At 48.5% G+C, this 19,456-nt stretch carries 7 protein-coding genes; 4 read left to right on the top strand and 3 right to left on the bottom strand.

Annotated elements, in window-relative coordinates; all coding sequences use genetic code 11:
- Positions 1–31: 31 nt before the first annotated feature.
- The 3 genes from ABWW03_RS04930 to pgi all read right to left on the bottom strand — a co-directional run bounded on the left by ABWW03_RS04930 (position 32) and on the right by pgi (position 13,503).
- The gene (locus ABWW03_RS04930) at positions 32–460 is read right to left on the bottom strand and encodes a hypothetical protein (RefSeq protein ID WP_353406737.1); all 429 of its coding nucleotides are present in this window, start codon (positions 458–460) and stop codon (positions 32–34) included.
- Positions 461–469: 9 nt separating this feature from the next.
- On the bottom strand, positions 470–11,290 hold the full coding sequence (locus ABWW03_RS04925; RefSeq protein WP_353406736.1) for a putative Ig domain-containing protein: 10,821 nt from the start codon (positions 11,288–11,290) through the stop codon (positions 470–472).
- A gap of 563 nt (positions 11,291–11,853) precedes the next feature.
- On the bottom strand, positions 11,854–13,503 hold the full coding sequence (pgi, locus tag ABWW03_RS04920) for a glucose-6-phosphate isomerase (protein ID WP_353406735.1): 1,650 nt from the start codon (positions 13,501–13,503) through the stop codon (positions 11,854–11,856).
- A 207-nt stretch (positions 13,504–13,710) separates the two neighbouring features.
- Between pgi and ABWW03_RS04915 the strand changes: the two genes are divergently transcribed.
- The 4 genes from ABWW03_RS04915 to ABWW03_RS04900 all read left to right on the top strand — a co-directional run bounded on the left by ABWW03_RS04915 (position 13,711) and on the right by ABWW03_RS04900 (position 19,450).
- Positions 13,711–14,742 (top strand): LacI family DNA-binding transcriptional regulator, encoded by a 1,032-nt coding sequence (locus tag ABWW03_RS04915; protein WP_353406734.1) that lies wholly within the window; start codon positions 13,711–13,713, stop codon positions 14,740–14,742.
- 105 nt (positions 14,743–14,847) lie between these two features.
- Positions 14,848–16,032, top strand: coding sequence for an N-acetylglucosamine-6-phosphate deacetylase (gene nagA / locus ABWW03_RS04910; protein WP_353406733.1), 1,185 nt, complete (start codon positions 14,848–14,850; stop codon positions 16,030–16,032).
- 3 nt (positions 16,033–16,035) lie between these two features.
- Positions 16,036–16,830 (top strand): glucosamine-6-phosphate deaminase, encoded by a 795-nt coding sequence (nagB, locus tag ABWW03_RS04905; RefSeq protein WP_353406732.1) that lies wholly within the window; start codon positions 16,036–16,038, stop codon positions 16,828–16,830.
- Between the two features lie 46 nt (positions 16,831–16,876).
- Complete coding sequence (locus ABWW03_RS04900) at positions 16,877–19,450, top strand: family 20 glycosylhydrolase (RefSeq protein ID WP_353406730.1); 2,574 nt, start codon at positions 16,877–16,879, stop codon at positions 19,448–19,450.
- Positions 19,451–19,456 lie beyond the last annotated feature (6 nt).

The raw sequence follows: 19,456 nt of genomic DNA, 5'->3' as shown, positions 1-19,456 counted from the left end.
AGACCGCTTCGATTTTCAGGGAGGAGGTCACTCATATAGAAACCCCAACAAAACAAAACCTCTCTTTGTCTTCAAATAAAAACTCACTGTAACCACCTTTATCTTCAACGACATATGTTTTTGCCTCTGGCGATATCTCTTCAACTTTCGAAATTAAGAGGCGCAAATCAATACTCCAATCACTTAGGCTATCAATTGCATTGGCCACCGATGACGCTTCAAAATCCCCATCCAGCAAGCTCTCAAAGAAATCCTCTTTGGCATCGGCATTACCACTATATGAACATAATTTTTTTACATTCAGAGCATAAAATTCTTCTATAGATCTAACCTCATTCTTCCCAATATATGAAAAAATCCCTTCGACATCCTCACTATTGATTTCAATAAACTTAAGATTTTCAACGTTTAGCTCATCAAAGCTATCTCTCAAATCTTTCAATATATCCATATTAAACATTAACAATACCTATTTAATTATTGGGTATGCGGTCAAAATTTCATTTCCTCGAACCACCACTTTAATGTGGACTCCTTTTGGCCCATAAGGAATTATGTTTTTTACAGGAACAATCCCTCCTTTTCCTCCCGTAGCTTTATACGCGGCCAAAATTGTAGACTTGACCACTTCAGAGCTCCAGGAATCAGGAAAAAAAGTAGACACCCCGTCATTAGCCCCTTTCTTTTTATATTTTCCAGCCCCATTGACGCCATACACCTTGGCAGTATAAAACCCTCCAGGACCAGGATTAATTGACAATAAACCTCTATCCTTCGGCGTTAATCCCTGGGGATTGTGATGCCAGCCACCAAACTGCCTTCTTTTATTAAAATTTCCACGTAGTATATGGTCCCAACTAACTTCTGGCTTTTTGCAGGGCCCCATATTATGACTCAAAACAGAATCTCGACCTACATAGTAGTTATGTAGTTTGTTAATTGTTAAATTGTAAACAACCTTTTCTTCACTGTATTTTCTTAATCCACTTATTTTTACTGATGAATCATTTAGATCTTTTAGCTCATCACCAACCTTTAACTTACTAGCAACCATCCAGTTTTTCGAATCTGCTAGAAAGAACCGATGATCTTCAGTTGTTACTATTGTATTCCCTGAAGATAAGGTTATTTCAACAATTTGTTTTAATCCACTACCAACAATGAAATGATCAACTAAATTTATCTCTCGTTTTCCAGTTTTGACGTTAAAACTCCAGACGCCGTCCCCAACAGATATATCTTCAATTGACTTAAGCCCACTATCTGTTAGGACTGACGTTCCTTCCTCGAAACTGTTACAGTTTAGGATTTTCTTACGATAAAATTTTGAGGCGAATAGAGAAAATGCTATTTCTGACGCGGTCATTTCACCTTGAGCAATATTGATTAGAGTTTGAGCATTGCTGTATGCGTTAATCACAGAACTGGCCAACCTTGCCATGTTTCCAACAGCACTCATTACTGACCCAATAGAAAAATTACCCGAGGGATCAACCATATTCCCAGGATCTGCATTCGCATACAAATACTTATGAAGCGTAATCGGATCTTGTGAATTCCCCATCCACGTATCCATCTGAGTAAATCGCCCAGCACTCTGACTGTAATACCTGGCCCTTAGATAAAACTGCCCCAGTGTCGGATCGTACTGCTCCCCGGTGAATGTGTACCTATTTTCTGTACTGCCCGTTCTAAACAACACCTCACCAAAGGCGTTATAGCCGTAGGTATCCGTTATCGCACCTGCACTGTTACTCAAGGCAATAGTGCTACCCAGGCCATCATAGTGGTAGTAATGGGTTTGGCTGTTCTGGGTTTTGCTTAGCAAGTCATCACCGTAGGTATAGCGGGTGGTGACTGAGCCGTTTACGACTTCGGCCAGTACCTGGGCGTAGTCACGGTTTTTATCGACCAGGAATTCCGTGGTTACGCCGTTTTCGGTTTTGGCTGAGCGAATGCCATCGATATCGTATTGATAAGTGGTGATGGTGCCGGCTTTTGTGAGTTTGACCAGTTCGTTTTTGGCGTTGTACTCGTAGCGGGTGACATTGCCATCCAGGGTTTCGGTCAGGATTGAGCCATTATCATCGTAGGTGTAAACCGTGCCGCCCTGTTTCAGCAGCCTGTCGTTGCTGTCGTATTGGTAGGCTGTGGTTACGCCATTGATGACCGACTGGATGCGGTTGCCCACTTTATCGTATTGGAATTCGCTGCGGTAATCGCCGTTGGCGGAATCCAGTATAGTTTCATCCACCAGGCGATAAAGACTGTCGTAGCTGTAGCTGCGAGTTCTGCCGCTGGGCTCTTCGATTCGAACGCGTCGCCCGGTGGCATCCAGGCTATAGTCACGTTGCTTCAATACTACATTGCTGCTGTCTTCATGGCGTAACTGCGTCAGGCGATTTACGTTGTCATACACATAGTGAACGGTGTTGCCGTTTGGCTTGGTTTCTTTGCTCTTGTTACCAACGGCGTCGTATTCATTGGCGGTCGTACCATTACTGTCGATGGTATTTGCCAAGCGGTTCAGTACATCGAATGTGAAACGGGTAATGTTAGTTTCTGTATTAACCGTTTCTTTGAGTTGTGTGCGATTACCAGCGACATCGTATTGGTATTCGAGCACTTTGCTGTTAGGCAAGGTTTCTTTTATGACACGATTTCTAGCATCGTATTCGAAGGCCGTTGTACGGGTTGTGCCATCTAGGTTTATGGAATGGCTTACTGTATTGCCGTTGCTGTCGTAAGACCACTCTTCAATACGCCCATCCGCATAGCTCGCCTGAATTCGGCGATCTCTGTTGTCATACTCATATGTGCTCAGCTGACCATTGAAATCGGTATGGCTGATCATATTGCCGGTGGCGTCATAGGCCATGGTTTCGAATTGGCCCATGGGCAGTATGCGCTTGATCACTCTCCCCATTTCGTCATAGGCCCAACGAGTCACACGGCCTTCTGCATCGGTTTGGGTGAGTTTATTACCCAGCTCGTCGTAGCTGTAACGGGTGATACCGCCAGCGGCATCGGTCACAGAGATGAGTCGTCCGTTTTTGTCGTAACCGTAATGCGTTACACGACCTAGCTGATCGGTACTGGATTTTTTCCAGCCGTTTTTAAGATAACGTTGGCCAATGCTAGTGCCATCGGCGAAAGTAGTTTTGATTAGGCGATCTGCCTTGTCGTATTCGTAAGCGGTTCGATTACCGCGAGCGTCTACCGCGGCCACTTTTCGGCCGGCTTTATCGTACTCATAACGCATGGTGTTACCCAGAGCATCGATAATCTGGGTACGTCTGCCTGCCTTGTCGTAACGGTATTGTGTTTTCGCGCCACGAGCATCAACGGTAGCCGCCAGCCAGCCGTTGTCCAGATACTCATTTTTGATGACGCTGCCATCGGCATAACGTGTCTCGATCTGGCGATTGGCTTTGTCGTACACATAGCGCGTGGTGTTGCCATTGGCATCGGTCTCGGCAATGAGATTGCCTTCCGCGTCGTATTGCTTTAGTTCCTGACTACCGTCGGGGTACCTTACCTGGGTTTGATTGCCGCGTTTATCGTATTGGTAGCGAGTTTCACGACCTAGCGCATCCGTAGCGCTGATCATTTGATCTACGGAGTTATAGCGGGCTTTGGTTTTGCTGCCGTTTGGATACTCTGTTGCAGTTCGGTTGCCTTTGGCATCGACGGTATAGTTTGTTTTAAGTTTTTGGCTGTTGCCGTTTTCATCGGTCCAGTCGACTTCCTCACCCAGCAAATGTCCGGATTTGTTTTTGTGCAAACGACGGGAAACACCTTCAGCATCGGTTTCTATCGTTGTTTGGCCGGTTCTGCAGTTGATGGTGAAGTTACGGGTGTAGCCTTCCGCGTCTTGTACGTTCAACACCGCGCCGTAGTTACAGTCATAGCCGACCGTAAGTTTGCTGCCGTCACCGTCAGTTGCCGACGTTATCGCGCGAGTTGCAACACCGCGTGCATCATTTTTGTAAGTAAACTCAACGGTTTCACCCAACGGGTTTACTTCTTTGGTGAGTTGCTGGCCACTGTACGACATCGTTGTGGTATCACCCAGCGCATTGGTTTCCGTCAGTACGTTACCGTTGACATCGTAACTGTACGCCATGACATTACCCAAGGCATCTTCGCGGCGAATTTCATTGTCTTCCTGATCGTACGCACGTGTCGTAGTTTCACCTTCACCATTGGTTTCGGCTAAAACATTGCCGTTGATGTCGTATACGTAAGTGCTGATGTTGCCGTTGCGGTCTTTCACTTGGCTGGTTCGGCCGCTCACATTGTGACTGAATTCAGTACGATTTCCTTGAGCATCGATTTGCGCTTCCAGACGACCATCATCTGAGTACTCCATGCGACTGGCGCGGTTACCGAGAGGGTCAAACACTTCTTTCAGGTAGTGCTTAAGTTTGCCATCGTAGTAAGTGTAATGACTGATGTTGCCATTTTCATCGATACTGGACGCAAGGTTGCCCGCACTGTCATAACGGTATTCCAGTGTCTCACCATCCGGCTTGGTGATCTTGGTGACTCGTCCCTGATTATCGCGCTTGATTTCCAGATTCAGGCCTTGACTGTGCTCGATACCAAAATCGGTGAAATCCAGGCTGTGCCCCTCTGCGGTGGTTACTTTACGAATGCCGAAATTTTGATCCAGCACATATTCCACACCTTCTTTGGTAGTCAACTTGTAGTTTCTTGGGTTGATTGGCTCAACGCCACCCAGTTCATACACCCCGGTGCGGCCACCTTGTGTGCGAACTCGCACGGTGCCGTAATCCAATTGCTCGAGTGTTGAGGTGCTGCCATTGATGGCTTTATATTCCAGGCTGAAGGTCGCATGCGGGTTTGAGGCAATGCTTGAACAAGCTGGTACGGCCACAGCTTTAAAGCTGTGGTTTTCACCATCGGGTGTGGTGATCGACACATTGCGATCACCGTTGGGGTTAAAACAGAATTTGCGATTCAGACCAAAACCCGATTCTTCGAGCAGCCACTTTCTACCCAGCACACCGTTTTCGGAAATACGGATATAAGAGTAATCCAACTTCCAGCCATGACCGAAATCGCCATTGCTATTACGCGCGCGCGAATCGTAGCTACGAGTTGCCAATAGTGGAATGCCAACGGTATCAATGTTTACGTCGCTGAAGCTTAGGGAGAACTGACCAAGCTTCATATCACCGTCAAGGTTTACGTGAGTTTCTATAGCGGTTCCGTTACCACTTTCGTCTTCGGCAGAAAGCGTTAAGGAATAGATACCGTTTTCACGAAGGGTTGGGTCCAATTTGCCCACAGTCGCTTTATCAAGATTGCCACTGCCTTCAAATAATAACTCGGGCTCAGCGTTTCGGTCGCTGAGGTCTTTAAGATGCAATGTCCAGGTCAGAGCATTGTCATCCTGCACTGAGACAATCACATCAATAGGTTCTTTGATGGTTGCCATCTCAATTCCATCAACCGGATTGTGGAATTCAATTGCAGGGGCTTGCTGATCGCTCGGGTCCTGCACAAATATTACTTCTTCGATGCTGATTTCTTCATCATCATCTTTTGCGACCACAGTAATAGCGTAGCGCCCCGGCTGATCAGACGAGAAAGTGAAGCTGTTGTCGGCCGCGAGAGTTTTTGATTCGCCGTTAATCGATAAGGTCAGGCTTTGCAGTGAACCACTGACGTTGCTGACTTGCGGGCGAAGTACCATTTCTTCATTGGCGTCCAATTGATGTTTTGCCAAGGGCAAAGACAACGATAAGCCATCGCCGCCCGTGCCATTCCCACTCCCAGTCGTGGTTATGGAGAACCCTTGTAAAGTACTGTGCTCACCATCATTTGCCGACACAATAACGCGATGTTTGCCCAGCTGTCCGGCATTAGGCACCCAAGTAAATTCTCCACTTACGGCATGAACTCGCAAGCCGACCGGACCACGCAGTAATTTGTATTCGATCTCGTCGCCGTTATCGTCTACCGCTTGGGCAGTGTAATTATAAGCACTGCCTACTGCTGCTTGCTTTACGGGTACACTGGTAAAGCGGGGTGCATAGTTTACGGCCTGTTCGGTAACTTCCATTTCCAGTTGAATGTCAGTTTTGTGGGAACCGTCGCTCAGTTGAATGGTCGCCAGATAATTGCCGACCTCTTCAGGTCGCCAGTTGATTTCACCGGTTGCCGAATTGAGATTAAAACCTTCCGGAGCAAGCAATAGCTGGTGACTAATAGTGTCTCCATCGGGATCGGCACTGTTGAGGTTTAGATACCAATCGGTATTCAGTTGGATTAAATGTGAGGTAGCAACATTTACAAAAGGAGGACTTTCTCCGCCTAATGTTCCTGAAACAAAGAGCTTAAACGATTGGGTCTTGCTTCCACCGTTGTTGTCAATTGCTGTGATTTGAATCGAGTGTGTACCTGCGGTTGCAGATGGCCAACTTACCAAACCACTCTGATTATCAATAATCATCCCAAGTGGTGCTTTTGAAAAGCGATATTGAATAGGATCGCCATCAGGGTCAACGGCTTCGGCTCGGTAACTCCAGCTCTCACCGATCGTAATGTTCTGCTGCGGAGTGGATACAAAATTTGGCGCACTATTGCCATGCGGACTTCGCACATAGATAAACCCGGCTATTTCCGAGTAAGCGCCATGCTCATCTGTAGCTCGATATCGGTAAGCGACATAGGGAAGGTGTTCGACACTGGGAAGAAAAGAGATCTTCCCGGTGAGAGAATCATATTGGACATTTTTCGGGATCATGCCAATAGAAAGCTTTATATCATCTCCATCAGCATCCGTGACGTTAGGGGTGTATTCATAGGGCACTCCTATCGTCGCATTACGAGGAAGCGGTATATTGAATACCGGTTTACGATTTGGCTCTTTAAGACTGAATCTAACTTTCTTTTCGTCACTCGCACCCTTGGGGTCCGATATTCTAATATGGACCAAATGATCACCCACGACCGGGGTCCACTTGACGATACCCGCCGCATCAATTGTCATACCCGCAGGAGCTGCTACCAATTCAATAGTAACCGGATCACCATCATAGTCTCGGGCATGAACGCGATGATGAAACTCTCTACCCAGTACCGGAATTGGAAAACTGCTGTTAAAGAAAGGCTTACGATTTCGAACTTCAACGTTCAACTGGAAACTTTGACGTGCCTCTGCACCGGCGCTATCAGAGACAACAATATCAACCGTGTGCTCTCCTTCGTCATTTTCGTTTGGTATCCAACTGATGAGATTTCCATTAATCTCCATTCCTGCAGGAGCAGTATCCAAACGATAGAAGAGACTGCTGTCTTCCCTGTCGGAAGCGCGCATTTGATACCCATAACTTCGACCCGCGAGAACGGAGGTTCCAGGTGAAGAAAGAATATAAGGCGGCCGATTTGGCGTACCACTGTCAGCCCTGACCAGTAGCACAAATCTTTGTGCTACTTTACCGCCGAACCCATCGCTGATTTCCAGGTCTACAGTAACGTCTTTTTCGACATTTGGCGCAGTCCATCTAATAATCTTTTTATCCGCATCTACAGTAAAACCAGGCTCACTGGCATTCACACTAATCTGAAGCTCATCGCCATCGGGGTCAATAGCACCGGGCCGGTATACAAACTCTTCACCAAATTGAATTTGGGTTTTAGGAATCGTATTAATGTAAGGAGGAAGATTGTATTTTTTCGGATAGACCGTGATTGTAAACTCGTGCTTTCCTTTTGCTCCGGTATTGTCCTCAATATCAACGGCAATAGTATGTTTGCCAACCTGACTCTCTGTTGGCACCCACCGTACAATATTATTATCCAAACTCACGCCAGCAGGGGAACTGGCCAAACTCAGAGTATAAGGCGTGTCAGAATCAGGGTCGGTTACACCAACAAAATAAGTCCAGGTACTTTCCGCGCGAATACTCCCAGGAGGCGTTGTGTATGCGTAGGGCTCTGAACTGTATGTGGGGGGCCAAACCTCAATTTCCCAACTTTGCGTGCTGGTATTTCCTGCCGGATCGGTCGCTATCAGTTTAACAGGAAAGCTTTTTCCATAGTCTTTCTGTTTCGGTACCCACGAAATAAACGGTGAATGGTACGTGCTGACATACTGATCATTGTACATAACCATTCCATCAAGCGGATTTTCCAACTTAACGCTAACATAGGCTCCTTCTGGATCACGCACCACAATATTGTAGCGATAACTTTTACGAGCCTGAACCTGTGTCACAGGATTGCTCTCAAATATTGGAGGAAAATCCGTGCCAACCTTAACGCTCAGAATGTATCTCTGTTCACCTTGGCCGCCATCACTGTTCGTGGCGAGCAGAACGACTTCATGTTTACCCTGTTTATCAATGGTGGGCTGCCATGTCACCTCACCACTGGACGTATCGATGCTCAAGCCTTCGGGACCGGCAAGTAAGGAATACTGAATGGCTTTACCATCAAGATCTTCGGCGATGGATTGATAACGATAGGCTTGACCCGCCACGGCCGTAATCATTGGGGCCGAAATAAATTCGGGGCCTCGGTAAACTTTAAGCTCAACGGTTTCAATTCCAACTCCACCATTCTGATCAACAACGCGAATATCAAAGGTGTATTCTTTATGAAGATTGTTAGGTTCCCATGACAATTCACCCGTAAGCCGGTTTATCGTCATGTCTCTAGGCGCAGAGTGTCCAGACAGCACATAGATTAAACGGTCACCATCTTCATCTTCTGCATTGACTTGATAGCGATAAGTCGACCCAATTGAAGCACGAACCGGTGCCGTTGAATGTATTAGAGGAATGTTGTTGATTTGTCCCAGGCTTTCAGCGGTTACTTCAAACTCCTGAACAACTGCTGCACCCTTTGGATCTTTTACTTCGACCAGAAAACTGTATTGCCGTGGGCGAGAACCCACGTCCCAGCTTAACAAGCCATTATTATCGATTGATGCCGAGTTTGGACCTTTCACCAAACGGTAGGCCAATGCACCGCCATCTGGATCATCAGCTTCTATTTGATAACGATACTCTGTACCGGTTTCTGCAAAGAGATTGGGAATGGATACAATATAAGGAGCCATATTCGTGCCAGGCTCACTGATTTTCTGGGGAACATAAGCAGATTCAGTTTGTGATTGACAGATTTTTACGCCGTTTTCATTGTATTCAACCAAACGGTAGTAAACATTTTCACCTTCAGAAACATTTTGATCCAGATACGTTTTTCTGGATGCATCGAAATCGGATACATCCATAAATTCAGAAACCAGATCTTTCTTCCGTTGAAGTGTATAGCGGGCATTATTGCGCGGATTCCACTTAAGCTGAACTTTTCCGTACTTTGATCGGGAGCGAATAGGGATATGGCAACTGGCATCGTTTACCAAATTCTCTATCACAATTGGAAGATAGCCCATTACCAGGCTGGTGGCGCTAATACGAGTTTTAAACGCTTCACTTTCCCAACTACCCAGCAATGCCACTTCCTGTTCGTTTTTGTGCTGACTATCTAATAAATAACGGATAGCTGTGCGATCATGATCTTCTAGTACAACACCATTAGTTTTTAACTCGTTGAGTGTCCCCGCTACCACCGCCGTTGACAGCGCATCTCCTGCGGCATCACCTTCCTTCAATTTCCAACTGCCGTCAGCCATTTGCCTGCTTACCAATAGAGCCTTGAACTCCAGCACTTCTTGGGAAACCTGTTGCTGCAATGATGATGCGGGTAAAGCCTTGGCTAAATGCGCAAGCGCTCGCATTTTGAATGACAGCGCAATGTTGTCTGTATTGGGTGCCGTTTCATTCGCTTTCCCAAGTAGATAGTTTGCGAATTTCGGCAGCAAGGCTTCGAAATAAATGGGCAAGTCAGTATCATTCAACATATTAGGATAACGCTTACTATCCTCAATAAAGTTGACCACCACACTGATATTCATGGCCGACAACGTTGAATTCGTTGCCCACCAACCACGGTCATCATCCCGTCCCCAGTAAGCATGATCACTACGAACGAGTAATTTGGGTTTTATGAAACCCAGTGCCCGCTCTCGTACCGGGAAGGTTTGTTCCGTTTCAGGCCACAAATCGATGGCCCAGAGCATTAGCGTGGTCTGCGTAAGCGGGTCGGTACTACTAGTGTTCGGATAAAGCCCACCACCCGCAGCCTGTTTGTGAATTGCCTCACCGATCATATAGTCGGCCACATCTTTATTGATGGCGGCTTTGCCAACTGACGTACCCAAGCCAACAATAGACTGCGAATGCATATGACAACCAAAACAGCGTTTATCGCGATCCAAATACCAACGCGCGCCCTCTTCTTCGACATAAGCACTCGCCCGGTTGAGTGATTCCAACACTTCGTAATACAAGGGATCCGATGGGCTGGGATTTTGAGCGTAACTGTACTCAGGGGAAGCCAGCCCCAAACCGACGAGCAAAACAACGCTGCTTACGATGTGTTTTTGCTTTCTGACGACACTCAAAAGCGCAAGTAGCATTAGCGGATACATCCAGATCGGTAGAGGTACACCGATAACATTGCTTCCGCTGCCTCCTCCAGCACCCCCACCACCAGCGCCGCCTCCACCACTGCCGCCACCGCCGGAAGCCGCATGGCGAGTAAAAGCGACCGAATTGATATTCACTGCATCCCCGGAGTCATCGTCCACTTGCTTAAAACCACCCACGGGGCTATCTCCTAAATGCAGTTCAATAAACACGCTTTCTCCAGGTGCAAGATCGCCAAGATCGTATTGCATGGCCACCGCCACATCGTTGGCGGCGGAAGCAATATGATTGCGATTATCGAGATAAAAAAGCTGATAGGCCGCATCCAAGCGACCGCCACTGTAACCGAGCTCATCCACACTCCATCTTGAAAAACCCTGGGAGTCGTAGCCATCGCGGTCGCTATGCGGGGGCGCATCGGTCTTGACGTCGTTTACTCGCTCATTGAAATAGGTATTGCTCTGCTGATCGATTTCGAGATCAAGCAACAAAATAGATTGGCTATTCGTCAGGGTGTCAGAGGAGTTATTGGTCACTTGCCAAACGGTTTGACCAGATTTCTGCAAGGTGCCCGCGCTAAGGGCAATCTCGGAAGGAAAGGTATTGCGGGTCTGGGCGCTGCCTACATTGATTTGCTCATACATGGGCCGGCCGTCAGCCTTGAACGCAAAACGCAACTCATAGACATCCAGATTGGTCTGCGCATGAGACACAGACGAAAAACACAGCGCACACGCGACGGCGACTTTCAGTCGACTTAACATAACTATCTTCCCTAATACCCAGGATCCCTTTAAACGAATCAGTGGGCGCCCACCAGGATTAACGCCCTTCGCTGTAACAGCAGGTATCCCTTACCTATATGGCTTTGCACCATAAGGTGCGTACCCTTTTGTTGAGGTAATGATTTGACTTTATTTACTCAGAAACTTGGCTTTTCAGTCCCCGCATGGACTGATTGCCGCGCCTCAAGTTGGATGAGGCGCCGCGACACTACCACTTCATACTGGACTGGTCAATATTACGGCGCTTTGTATTATTTTTACTAAGATGCTGGAAACGTAGAATCCGAAAATAAGGTACAAAAGAACCAAAAAAGACAAACTTAAAATTTACTATAGTGCTATTGAAACCTGATTAGCACATCAGCGCCGTAACCCTGGCAACACCTTAAACACTCAACAGAAGCAACCTTGCAGCCGCAATGATGGCCGCGCAAAGTTCGTAAGGCAGCTGACTCAGGGCGTGCTCAATGGGCTACAACCCCAGGCCTTGGCCAATAACACCGTTGAATCACTGTAAAAGCAGGCATGACTACTCTATACGGCTAGCTGCTCTGCGAACGATGTTTATGGTAATAGTTAATCAACGCCTGGGTAGATGAATCCATGGTTTCATGAACGATAGTTTTTTCAGTCAGGGCGCTCAATACTGTGTTCGCCTGCTTTTTACCAAGCTCCACGCCCCACTGATCGAACGAACAAATATCCAACAATATACCTTGAGCAAAAATCTTGTGTTCATAGAGTGCAATCAACGCCCCCAGTGTATTCGGGTCTAGTCGTGGCAATAGGATAGTATTGCTCGGTCGGTTTCCTTGATGCACTTTGTGGGGAATGACCTGTTCCATCTCTTGCAGCTTACACCCCGAACTCAGTGCAGCCCGTCGCAGGCTGTTAGCATCCACACCATTCATAAGTGCCTGGCTTTGCGCAATGAGGTTTGCCAGTAAGATGTCCTGGTGGTGCTCAATATTGATTTCACTGCTTACCGAGCCAATAAAATCCGCCGGCACGACATTCATTCCCTGATGGAGGTATTGATAAAAAGCGTGCTGCCCATCAATACCGGTTTGGCCCCATATTAGGGGTACCGTTTGATAGTCGATGGGTTCACCGTGGATGTTAACCGACTTACCGTTACTTTCCATTTCAGCCTGTTGCATGTAAGCCGAAAACAAATGCAAACCTTGATCATAGGGAAGAATCGCCTGGGCACGGAAATTTAAAAACGTGGTATTCCACAGACTGAGTAAAGCCAGCAAAATCGGCGCGTTGTCGCTGATGGGCGCAGAACGAAAATGCTGGTCCATGCTCTCGGCGCCACGAAGCAGTTTTTCAAAATTGTCAAAACCCAATTCCAGTGCAATGGGCAGCCCAATCGCTGACCACAATGAAAAGCGCCCGCCGACCCAATCCCACATTTCGAAGATATTATCCGAAGGTAAACCAAACTCACGGGCTTTATCAAACGCTGAGGTCACCGCCACAAAGTGCTTTTCGACGGCCTTCTTGTCAAACAGCGCCGACTCAAGCCAGTTCAATGCCGTTCTGGCATTTGTCATAGTTTCAGTGGTGGTAAAAGTTTTGGAAGAGACCACAAACAACACGGTTTGCGGGTTCAATGGCCGTAGGGTTTCCGCCAGACTGTTGCCGTCAACATTGGACACGTAATGCACCCGCAACTCACTGTCGGCATAGGGTTTCAGGGCCTGACTGACCATCTTGGGCCCGAGGTTGGAACCGCCCACCCCCAGACTGACCACATCCCGGATTTTCTTTCGGGTGCTCCCGCGCCACTCACCATCTCGCACCAAGTCCACAAAATGCTTCATGTTCTGCAGTTCTGCAGTGATCTTGGCTTGAACCTCTTCCCCATTCACCTGAATTGGCAAACCACTGGAATCTCGCAGAGCCGTATGCAGCACCGCGCGCTGCTCGGTGGTATTGATAACTTCGCCTGAAAACATCGCCCGGGTTTTCTCCGGCAGCCCGACGTCTTCAGCCAATTGAAACAAGCTGCTCATCACCTCTTCATTGATCAGGTTCTTGGAGTAATCCAAGTAGAGAGTTGGTAGCTCAACACTGAAACGGTCGGCCCGTTCTCCATCTTGGGAAAACAATGCTTGCATGGACCAAGCTCGTGCGGCTTCGGCCAGCGCCTTCAAACGGCGCCAGCTATCCAGTTGTGTTCGCATAGATCAGGCACTCCTGCTGTATCGAATTTATGGGCTTCGCGTGTACCTGTTGCAAAAGTCACAACAAATGACAACGTTGTCATTCAGAGTAAATAGAAACGAAAGAACTGTCAACGCTCATAATCCCCCATGGTGACAGGGTTGCGGGGTGGGGCTGTACACAGTAGGCTAGCTGCGCCGAATTAGTACAAAGTATCAAGTTCAATTATGAAGACCACTATTAAGGATGTCGCCAAGCTCGCGGGCGTGTCGTTTAAGACCGTTTCACGCGTCATAAACCACGAGCCTAATGTCGCTCCTAAACTCCAAGAACAAGTCTGGGCCGCAGTAAAGGAGCTGAATTATCAGCCCAATCGCTCTGCCCGGCTGCTGCGTGGTACGGCCTCATCTCTGGGTTTGATTTACGATAACCCCAATAGCCACTACATCATTGAATTGCAGAATGGCATTTTAAAAGAATGCCATAAGCACGGTTTCGAACTGATCATTCACCCCTGTGAAGCAACCTCGAAAAACATTGTCGATGAAATTCTAAGCATGACCCAACGCAGTCAGGTCGCGGGGCTGGTGCTGACGCCTCCGCTGTCAGAAATGCCAGAAGTCATTGATGAGCTGCAGCAGGCCGGTGTTGTGCTGGTTCGAATCATCTCGGCCCAACAAGCCGATACCATTTCCAGTTGCGTCTTTATTGACGACCACCGCGCGGCCTACCAAATCACCCAGCATCTGATTGATCTGGGCCATAAAGACATTGCGTTTCTCGGTGGTGACATTGATCACCGCTCCAGTCTGGAACGTAAAGACGGTTACCTGAATGCCCTGAAGGACAATAAACTGGAAGCCAATGCCGAGTTGATTCTCGATGGCCGCTATTCTTTTGAATCTGGCGTCGCCAACAGCGACATTCTACTCCAGCAGGATAAACGCCCTTCCGCCATCTTCGCCTGTAACGATGAAATCGCCGCCGGAACCTTGTTTACTGCTCGCCGCCTGGGCCTGGAAGTGCCCTCGGATCTGTCCATCGCGGGTTTCGAAGACAGCCCCTTTTCACGACAATCCTGGCCTCAGTTGACCACGTCCCAGCAAGCCGGCCGAGAAATTGCACAGAAAGCGGCCGGCATACTCATCGACGAGATTCGCCAGCGCAAAAAGTCCACACAAGGCTATGCCTGGCAGGGTTACGGCTTTTGCCCTCAATTGGTGGAGCGGGATTCCACCGGCCCCAAAACTACCGAGTAAGCTCCTCGAGCTAAACCCTTAGATGGGCTTTTATCGAAAAGATGTGACAACGTTGTCTCAATGATATTATACTGCCCACACATTGATCATACTGACCGTTGCAATATGGCTAAGAACGACCCGATCCGCGCAATCCTTTGCCAGGAAATCTTCGATGGTGAACGCCGGCATTCCCACGCGGCGCTCTTGGTGTCTGGTTCAAGCATTCTGGGCATCAAGCCCCAGTCACAGCTGAATGGGGACGAAACCCTGATCGATTTCGGAGATCGTTTACTCGCACCGGGCCTTATTGATATTCAGGTTAACGGGGGTGGCGACACCCTGTTCAACAATCAACCGACTCTCGAAGGCTTGATCCGTATCGCCAAGGCCCATCGCCGTTTTGGCACGACCCGGATCATGCCGACCATCATCAGTGACGTAAAAACGGTTCGTCAGCAAGCTGCCCAGGCAGTAAACGATGCACAAGATGCACGGATTTCTGAAATTCTCGGCTTACACCTCGAAGGGCCTTTTTTTGCAAACCGCAAACGCGGCGCCCATAAAGCGGACTTTATTCGGGATATTCAACCGGACGATGTTCAGGAGCTCATTCAAATCGCCAAGAAGATGCGCCTCATGTCGACTCTCGCCCCGGAGACCACCAAACCGGGAATGGTGCGCGAACTGCATCAACACAATGTTCGTGTGTGGGCGGGCCACAGCAATGCCAGTTATCAACAAACCCTCGACGCCCTCGCTGAGGGGGTTTGTGGTTTTACCCATATATTCAATGCAATGAGCCCCCTTCAAGCACGCGAGCCCGGTGTTGTGGGCGCCGCCCTGGAACACCAGGACAGTTACTGCGGATTAATCGCCGACGGTCACCATGTTCACCCGAGCAATATCGCTCTGCTGCTTCGCAGTAAAGCCCCGGGCAAAGTGGTACTGGTCAGTGACGCCATGGCCACTATTGGCGGCTCGCAAGCGGCTTTTGAATTGTATGGCGAACCGCTGAGTGTGAAAGATAAGAAACTGATTAACGCTGAAGGCAAACTTGCGGGCAGTGCCATTGCGCTGATCGACGCTGTACGCGTTATGTCAGAAAACAATCTTGTCGACCTGGACGAAGCCTTGCGCATGGCTAGCCTGTACCCTGCGCAAAGTCTCGGCGTGGACAACACACTCGGCTATTTAAAAACCGGTTACTCTGCAGATTTCGTTTGTCTCGACAAACATCTGCACGTTCATGCCAGCGGCTGCGCTGGAAACATTCTTATCAACTCAATCATACGGGGCAAGACAGGGTAAGCCATGAGGATCGTCATCAAAGAAAATCGATATGAGGCATCATCGTTTGCGGCAGAAACCATCGCCATGCAGCTTCAAAAAAAGCCCAACTCCGTGCTTGGCCTCGCAACCGGGTCAACACCTACCCTGTGCTATGAACAACTGATTCGCTTGCACAAGGAACACTATGTCGATTTTTCCGCGGCCTCCAGCTTCAACCTGGATGAATATCACGGCCTGTCTCCCGATCATCCCCAAAGCTATCGCTACTTTATGCAGCAAAAACTGTTCGATCATATCAATATCGACATCAGCAATACTCACGTGCCCGATGGACTGAATGAGAACCCGATTCAAGCCTGTGCCGATTATGAGAATGAGATTAACGCGCACGGCGGGATTGATCTGCAGTTACTGGGCATCGGCCGAAATGGGCACATCGGTTTCAATGAGCCAACTTCCGGCCTGCAGTCAAGAACACGAATTAAAACCCTCACCCAATCAACCACGCATGCAAATTCACGCTTCTTTGGCGACGAGGAGTTTCAACCTGAACTCGCCCTAACCATGGGCATCGGTACGATATTGGAAGCCAAAAAGATTTTATTGCTGGCCTTTGGTAAAGAGAAGTCCGCAGCGGTGCAAACCATGATTGAAGGCGCACTGAGCGCTTACTGCCCCGCGTCTGCCCTACAGCTTCATCCCGACGCCATCATTGTATTGGACCGTGAAGCCGCCAGCCGGCTGGAACACATCGAGTTTTTTATTGAAGTTGAAGAAAAACAACAGGCCCTCATGAAGAGCCTTAATTTGTCATGACCTAACAAGAACACATCGGCATCGACATACGCGCTGGAGAATAATAATGAAAAGGCTTTGGGTCTGTATCGCACTGTTTCTATGTTCCTGTGAACATCCGCAGAAATCGCTGAATACATTAGGCGAGGTACTGGATGTACGCTACCAAGTGTTGAACAATCAGGCCGACGGGAAATGCCATATATTACACGAGAAGGCGCCCTGCTTTGAAGCTGAGCTGTTTATAGAATCCCCCATCGACTACCCAGGTAACGATTGGCAACTATACTTCAGCCACTATTCCCCGATACATGAAGTGTACAACGCGCAGTTTACGATTGAACGCCTTCAGGGTGATTTGCACCGACTGAGCCCAAGTTCAGACTTCAAAGGACTTAAAGCCCAGCATGCGTATAAAATTCCCTTCCGAGCGTCCTTCTGGCATTTGAACGAAAGCGATATCTTTCCAAACTTCTTTTTACATGCCGATGGCCTGAAACCGGTGATTGTGCAATCTACGGTAATGACCTTTGACCCTGAGACCAAACTCGAGGCTCCTGGCTATGTCATTCCCCCCAAAGATCCAGTGCAACATCACAAGCGTAACAAAGACGACCAAACGCCTATCGCCGATGCGGAATTCATCTATACCACACTTCAAGCCATAGAGCCCGAACAAAGCAACCCTCTGCTCATCAGCGATCACGTCATTCCCAAACTAAAACAGGTCACCGCTCTCAGCGACCAGACCGTAGCACTCCAATCTCTGCACATTCATCACAACGATTTCCATCGTGATGCGCATGCGGCAGCATTGGAATATTTGAGCAAACAAGGCTTGCCCAATCGCCCAGATGGATTCCGCGTGGATGTTCATCACGATTCAACCCTGGTGGCGGATGCTTACACGCTTCAAATCAACGATTCGAAAATCAGTATTCGCTCGGGCGATATCGCGGGCAGCAATTACGCGCTCTACACGCTCGGCCAACTTTGGCAAGTGGGCGACGGACATCTCCCCCAAGTGCGCGTCGACGATGAACCGCGCTACGCCTATCGCGGCATGCACATTGATCTTTCACGAAATTTTTTATCAACGACCTTTATTCTTGAACTGATCCAACAAATGGCGGCGATGAAACTCAATAAGCTGCATTTGCATCTGGCCGATGACGAAGGCTGGAGACTGGCGATTAAGAGCCTACCCGAATTAACAAGCATTGGTGCCAAACGGTGCTTGGATTTGAATGAGCAACACTGTTTGATTACTCAGTTGGGTGATGGCCCCCATCCAAAGGAAGGGCAGTTTCTCACACAAGACGAATATCTGAACATATTGAGAGCGGCCAAAGCCAGAAACATTGAAGTGATTCCTTCGTTTGATGCACCGGGGCACGCCCGCGCAGCAATCAAGTCGATGGAAGCCCGATACCAGCGATTGATTCTGGAAGAGGATCCCGATGGCGCCAGAGAATATTTGCTCAGCGATTTTGACGATCAAAGCCAGTACATTTCACATCAACACTACAACGACAACACCATCAATCCTTGCATGGAATCCAGCTACCGATTTTTTGATACGGTGATTACTGAAATTCAAGATCTTCACCAACAGGCTGGCTGGCCACTGAATACCTATCATATTGGTGCCGATGAATCTCCGGGTGCCTGGAAGGAATCACCGGTTTGCAAGACCTTTCTCAACGACAATGCCTACGGTGTGCAAGACAATAGTCAGTTAGCGGCATACTTTATCGAACGCCTGGTCGCGCTTCTGGAAGACAAAGGCATTAAGGCCGCCGCCTGGAACGACGGCCTCACCCATGTTGAGCAATCTCTGGCCGGCCGCAATATTCAATCCCATGCCTGGACACCGTTATTTTGGAAAGGACATGAAATTGCCCAGCGGCACGCCAATTTACAATGGAATGTCGTAGTTTCAACGCCAGACGCCACTTATTTTGATTTCCCTCACCAGGCGCACTACAAGGAACGTGGTTTTTATTGGGCATCGCGGGGCATCAGCAGCAAAAAAGTTTTCGACTTTATGCCAGATAACTTACCCGCTCACGCGGAAATTTGGACGGACCGAAACGGCAAAGCCTATCAAGTAAACGACAATGTTCAAACACAAAAACATCGCTTTTACGGTTTACAGGGTCAACTGTGGACCGAAGTGGTGCGCGGAGATAAACAGGCCGAATATATGGTCTACCCCAGACTTTTTGCCTTGGCCGAGCGGGCCTGGCACAAAGCGGACTGGGAACTGGCCTATACACCGAATCGACACTATTCGAAAGACAGCCACTACTTCGGTCCGAATGAACCTGCCCGGGAGCGGGATTGGTTTCGCTTCAGTTATGCCTTGAATGAAGCTTTGCAGCGTTTGGACATCTGGGGTATCGAATATCGCCTGCCCGTGGTTGGTGCCACCATTAAAGACGGACACCTGTTTTGGCAAAGCCCAATCCCCAATCTCCCCTTGCAATACGCCCGGGGGGACGGAGAGTGGCAGCCCCTAGCTGCATCACAGGGCTCAATGCTTCTGGACAAGCCGAGCGCCTTGGAACCCATAAAAATTCGCAGCATCAACCACAAGAAAAACCGCATGGGGCGCGCCATAACCATGCCAATGGAATAAGGACTT

The sequence above is a fragment of the Pseudoteredinibacter isoporae genome (genome assembly GCF_040372805.1).
GTDB lineage: Bacteria > Pseudomonadota > Gammaproteobacteria > Pseudomonadales > Cellvibrionaceae > Pseudoteredinibacter > Pseudoteredinibacter isoporae_A.
This window is presented reverse-complemented; position numbering and strand designations above follow the sequence as displayed.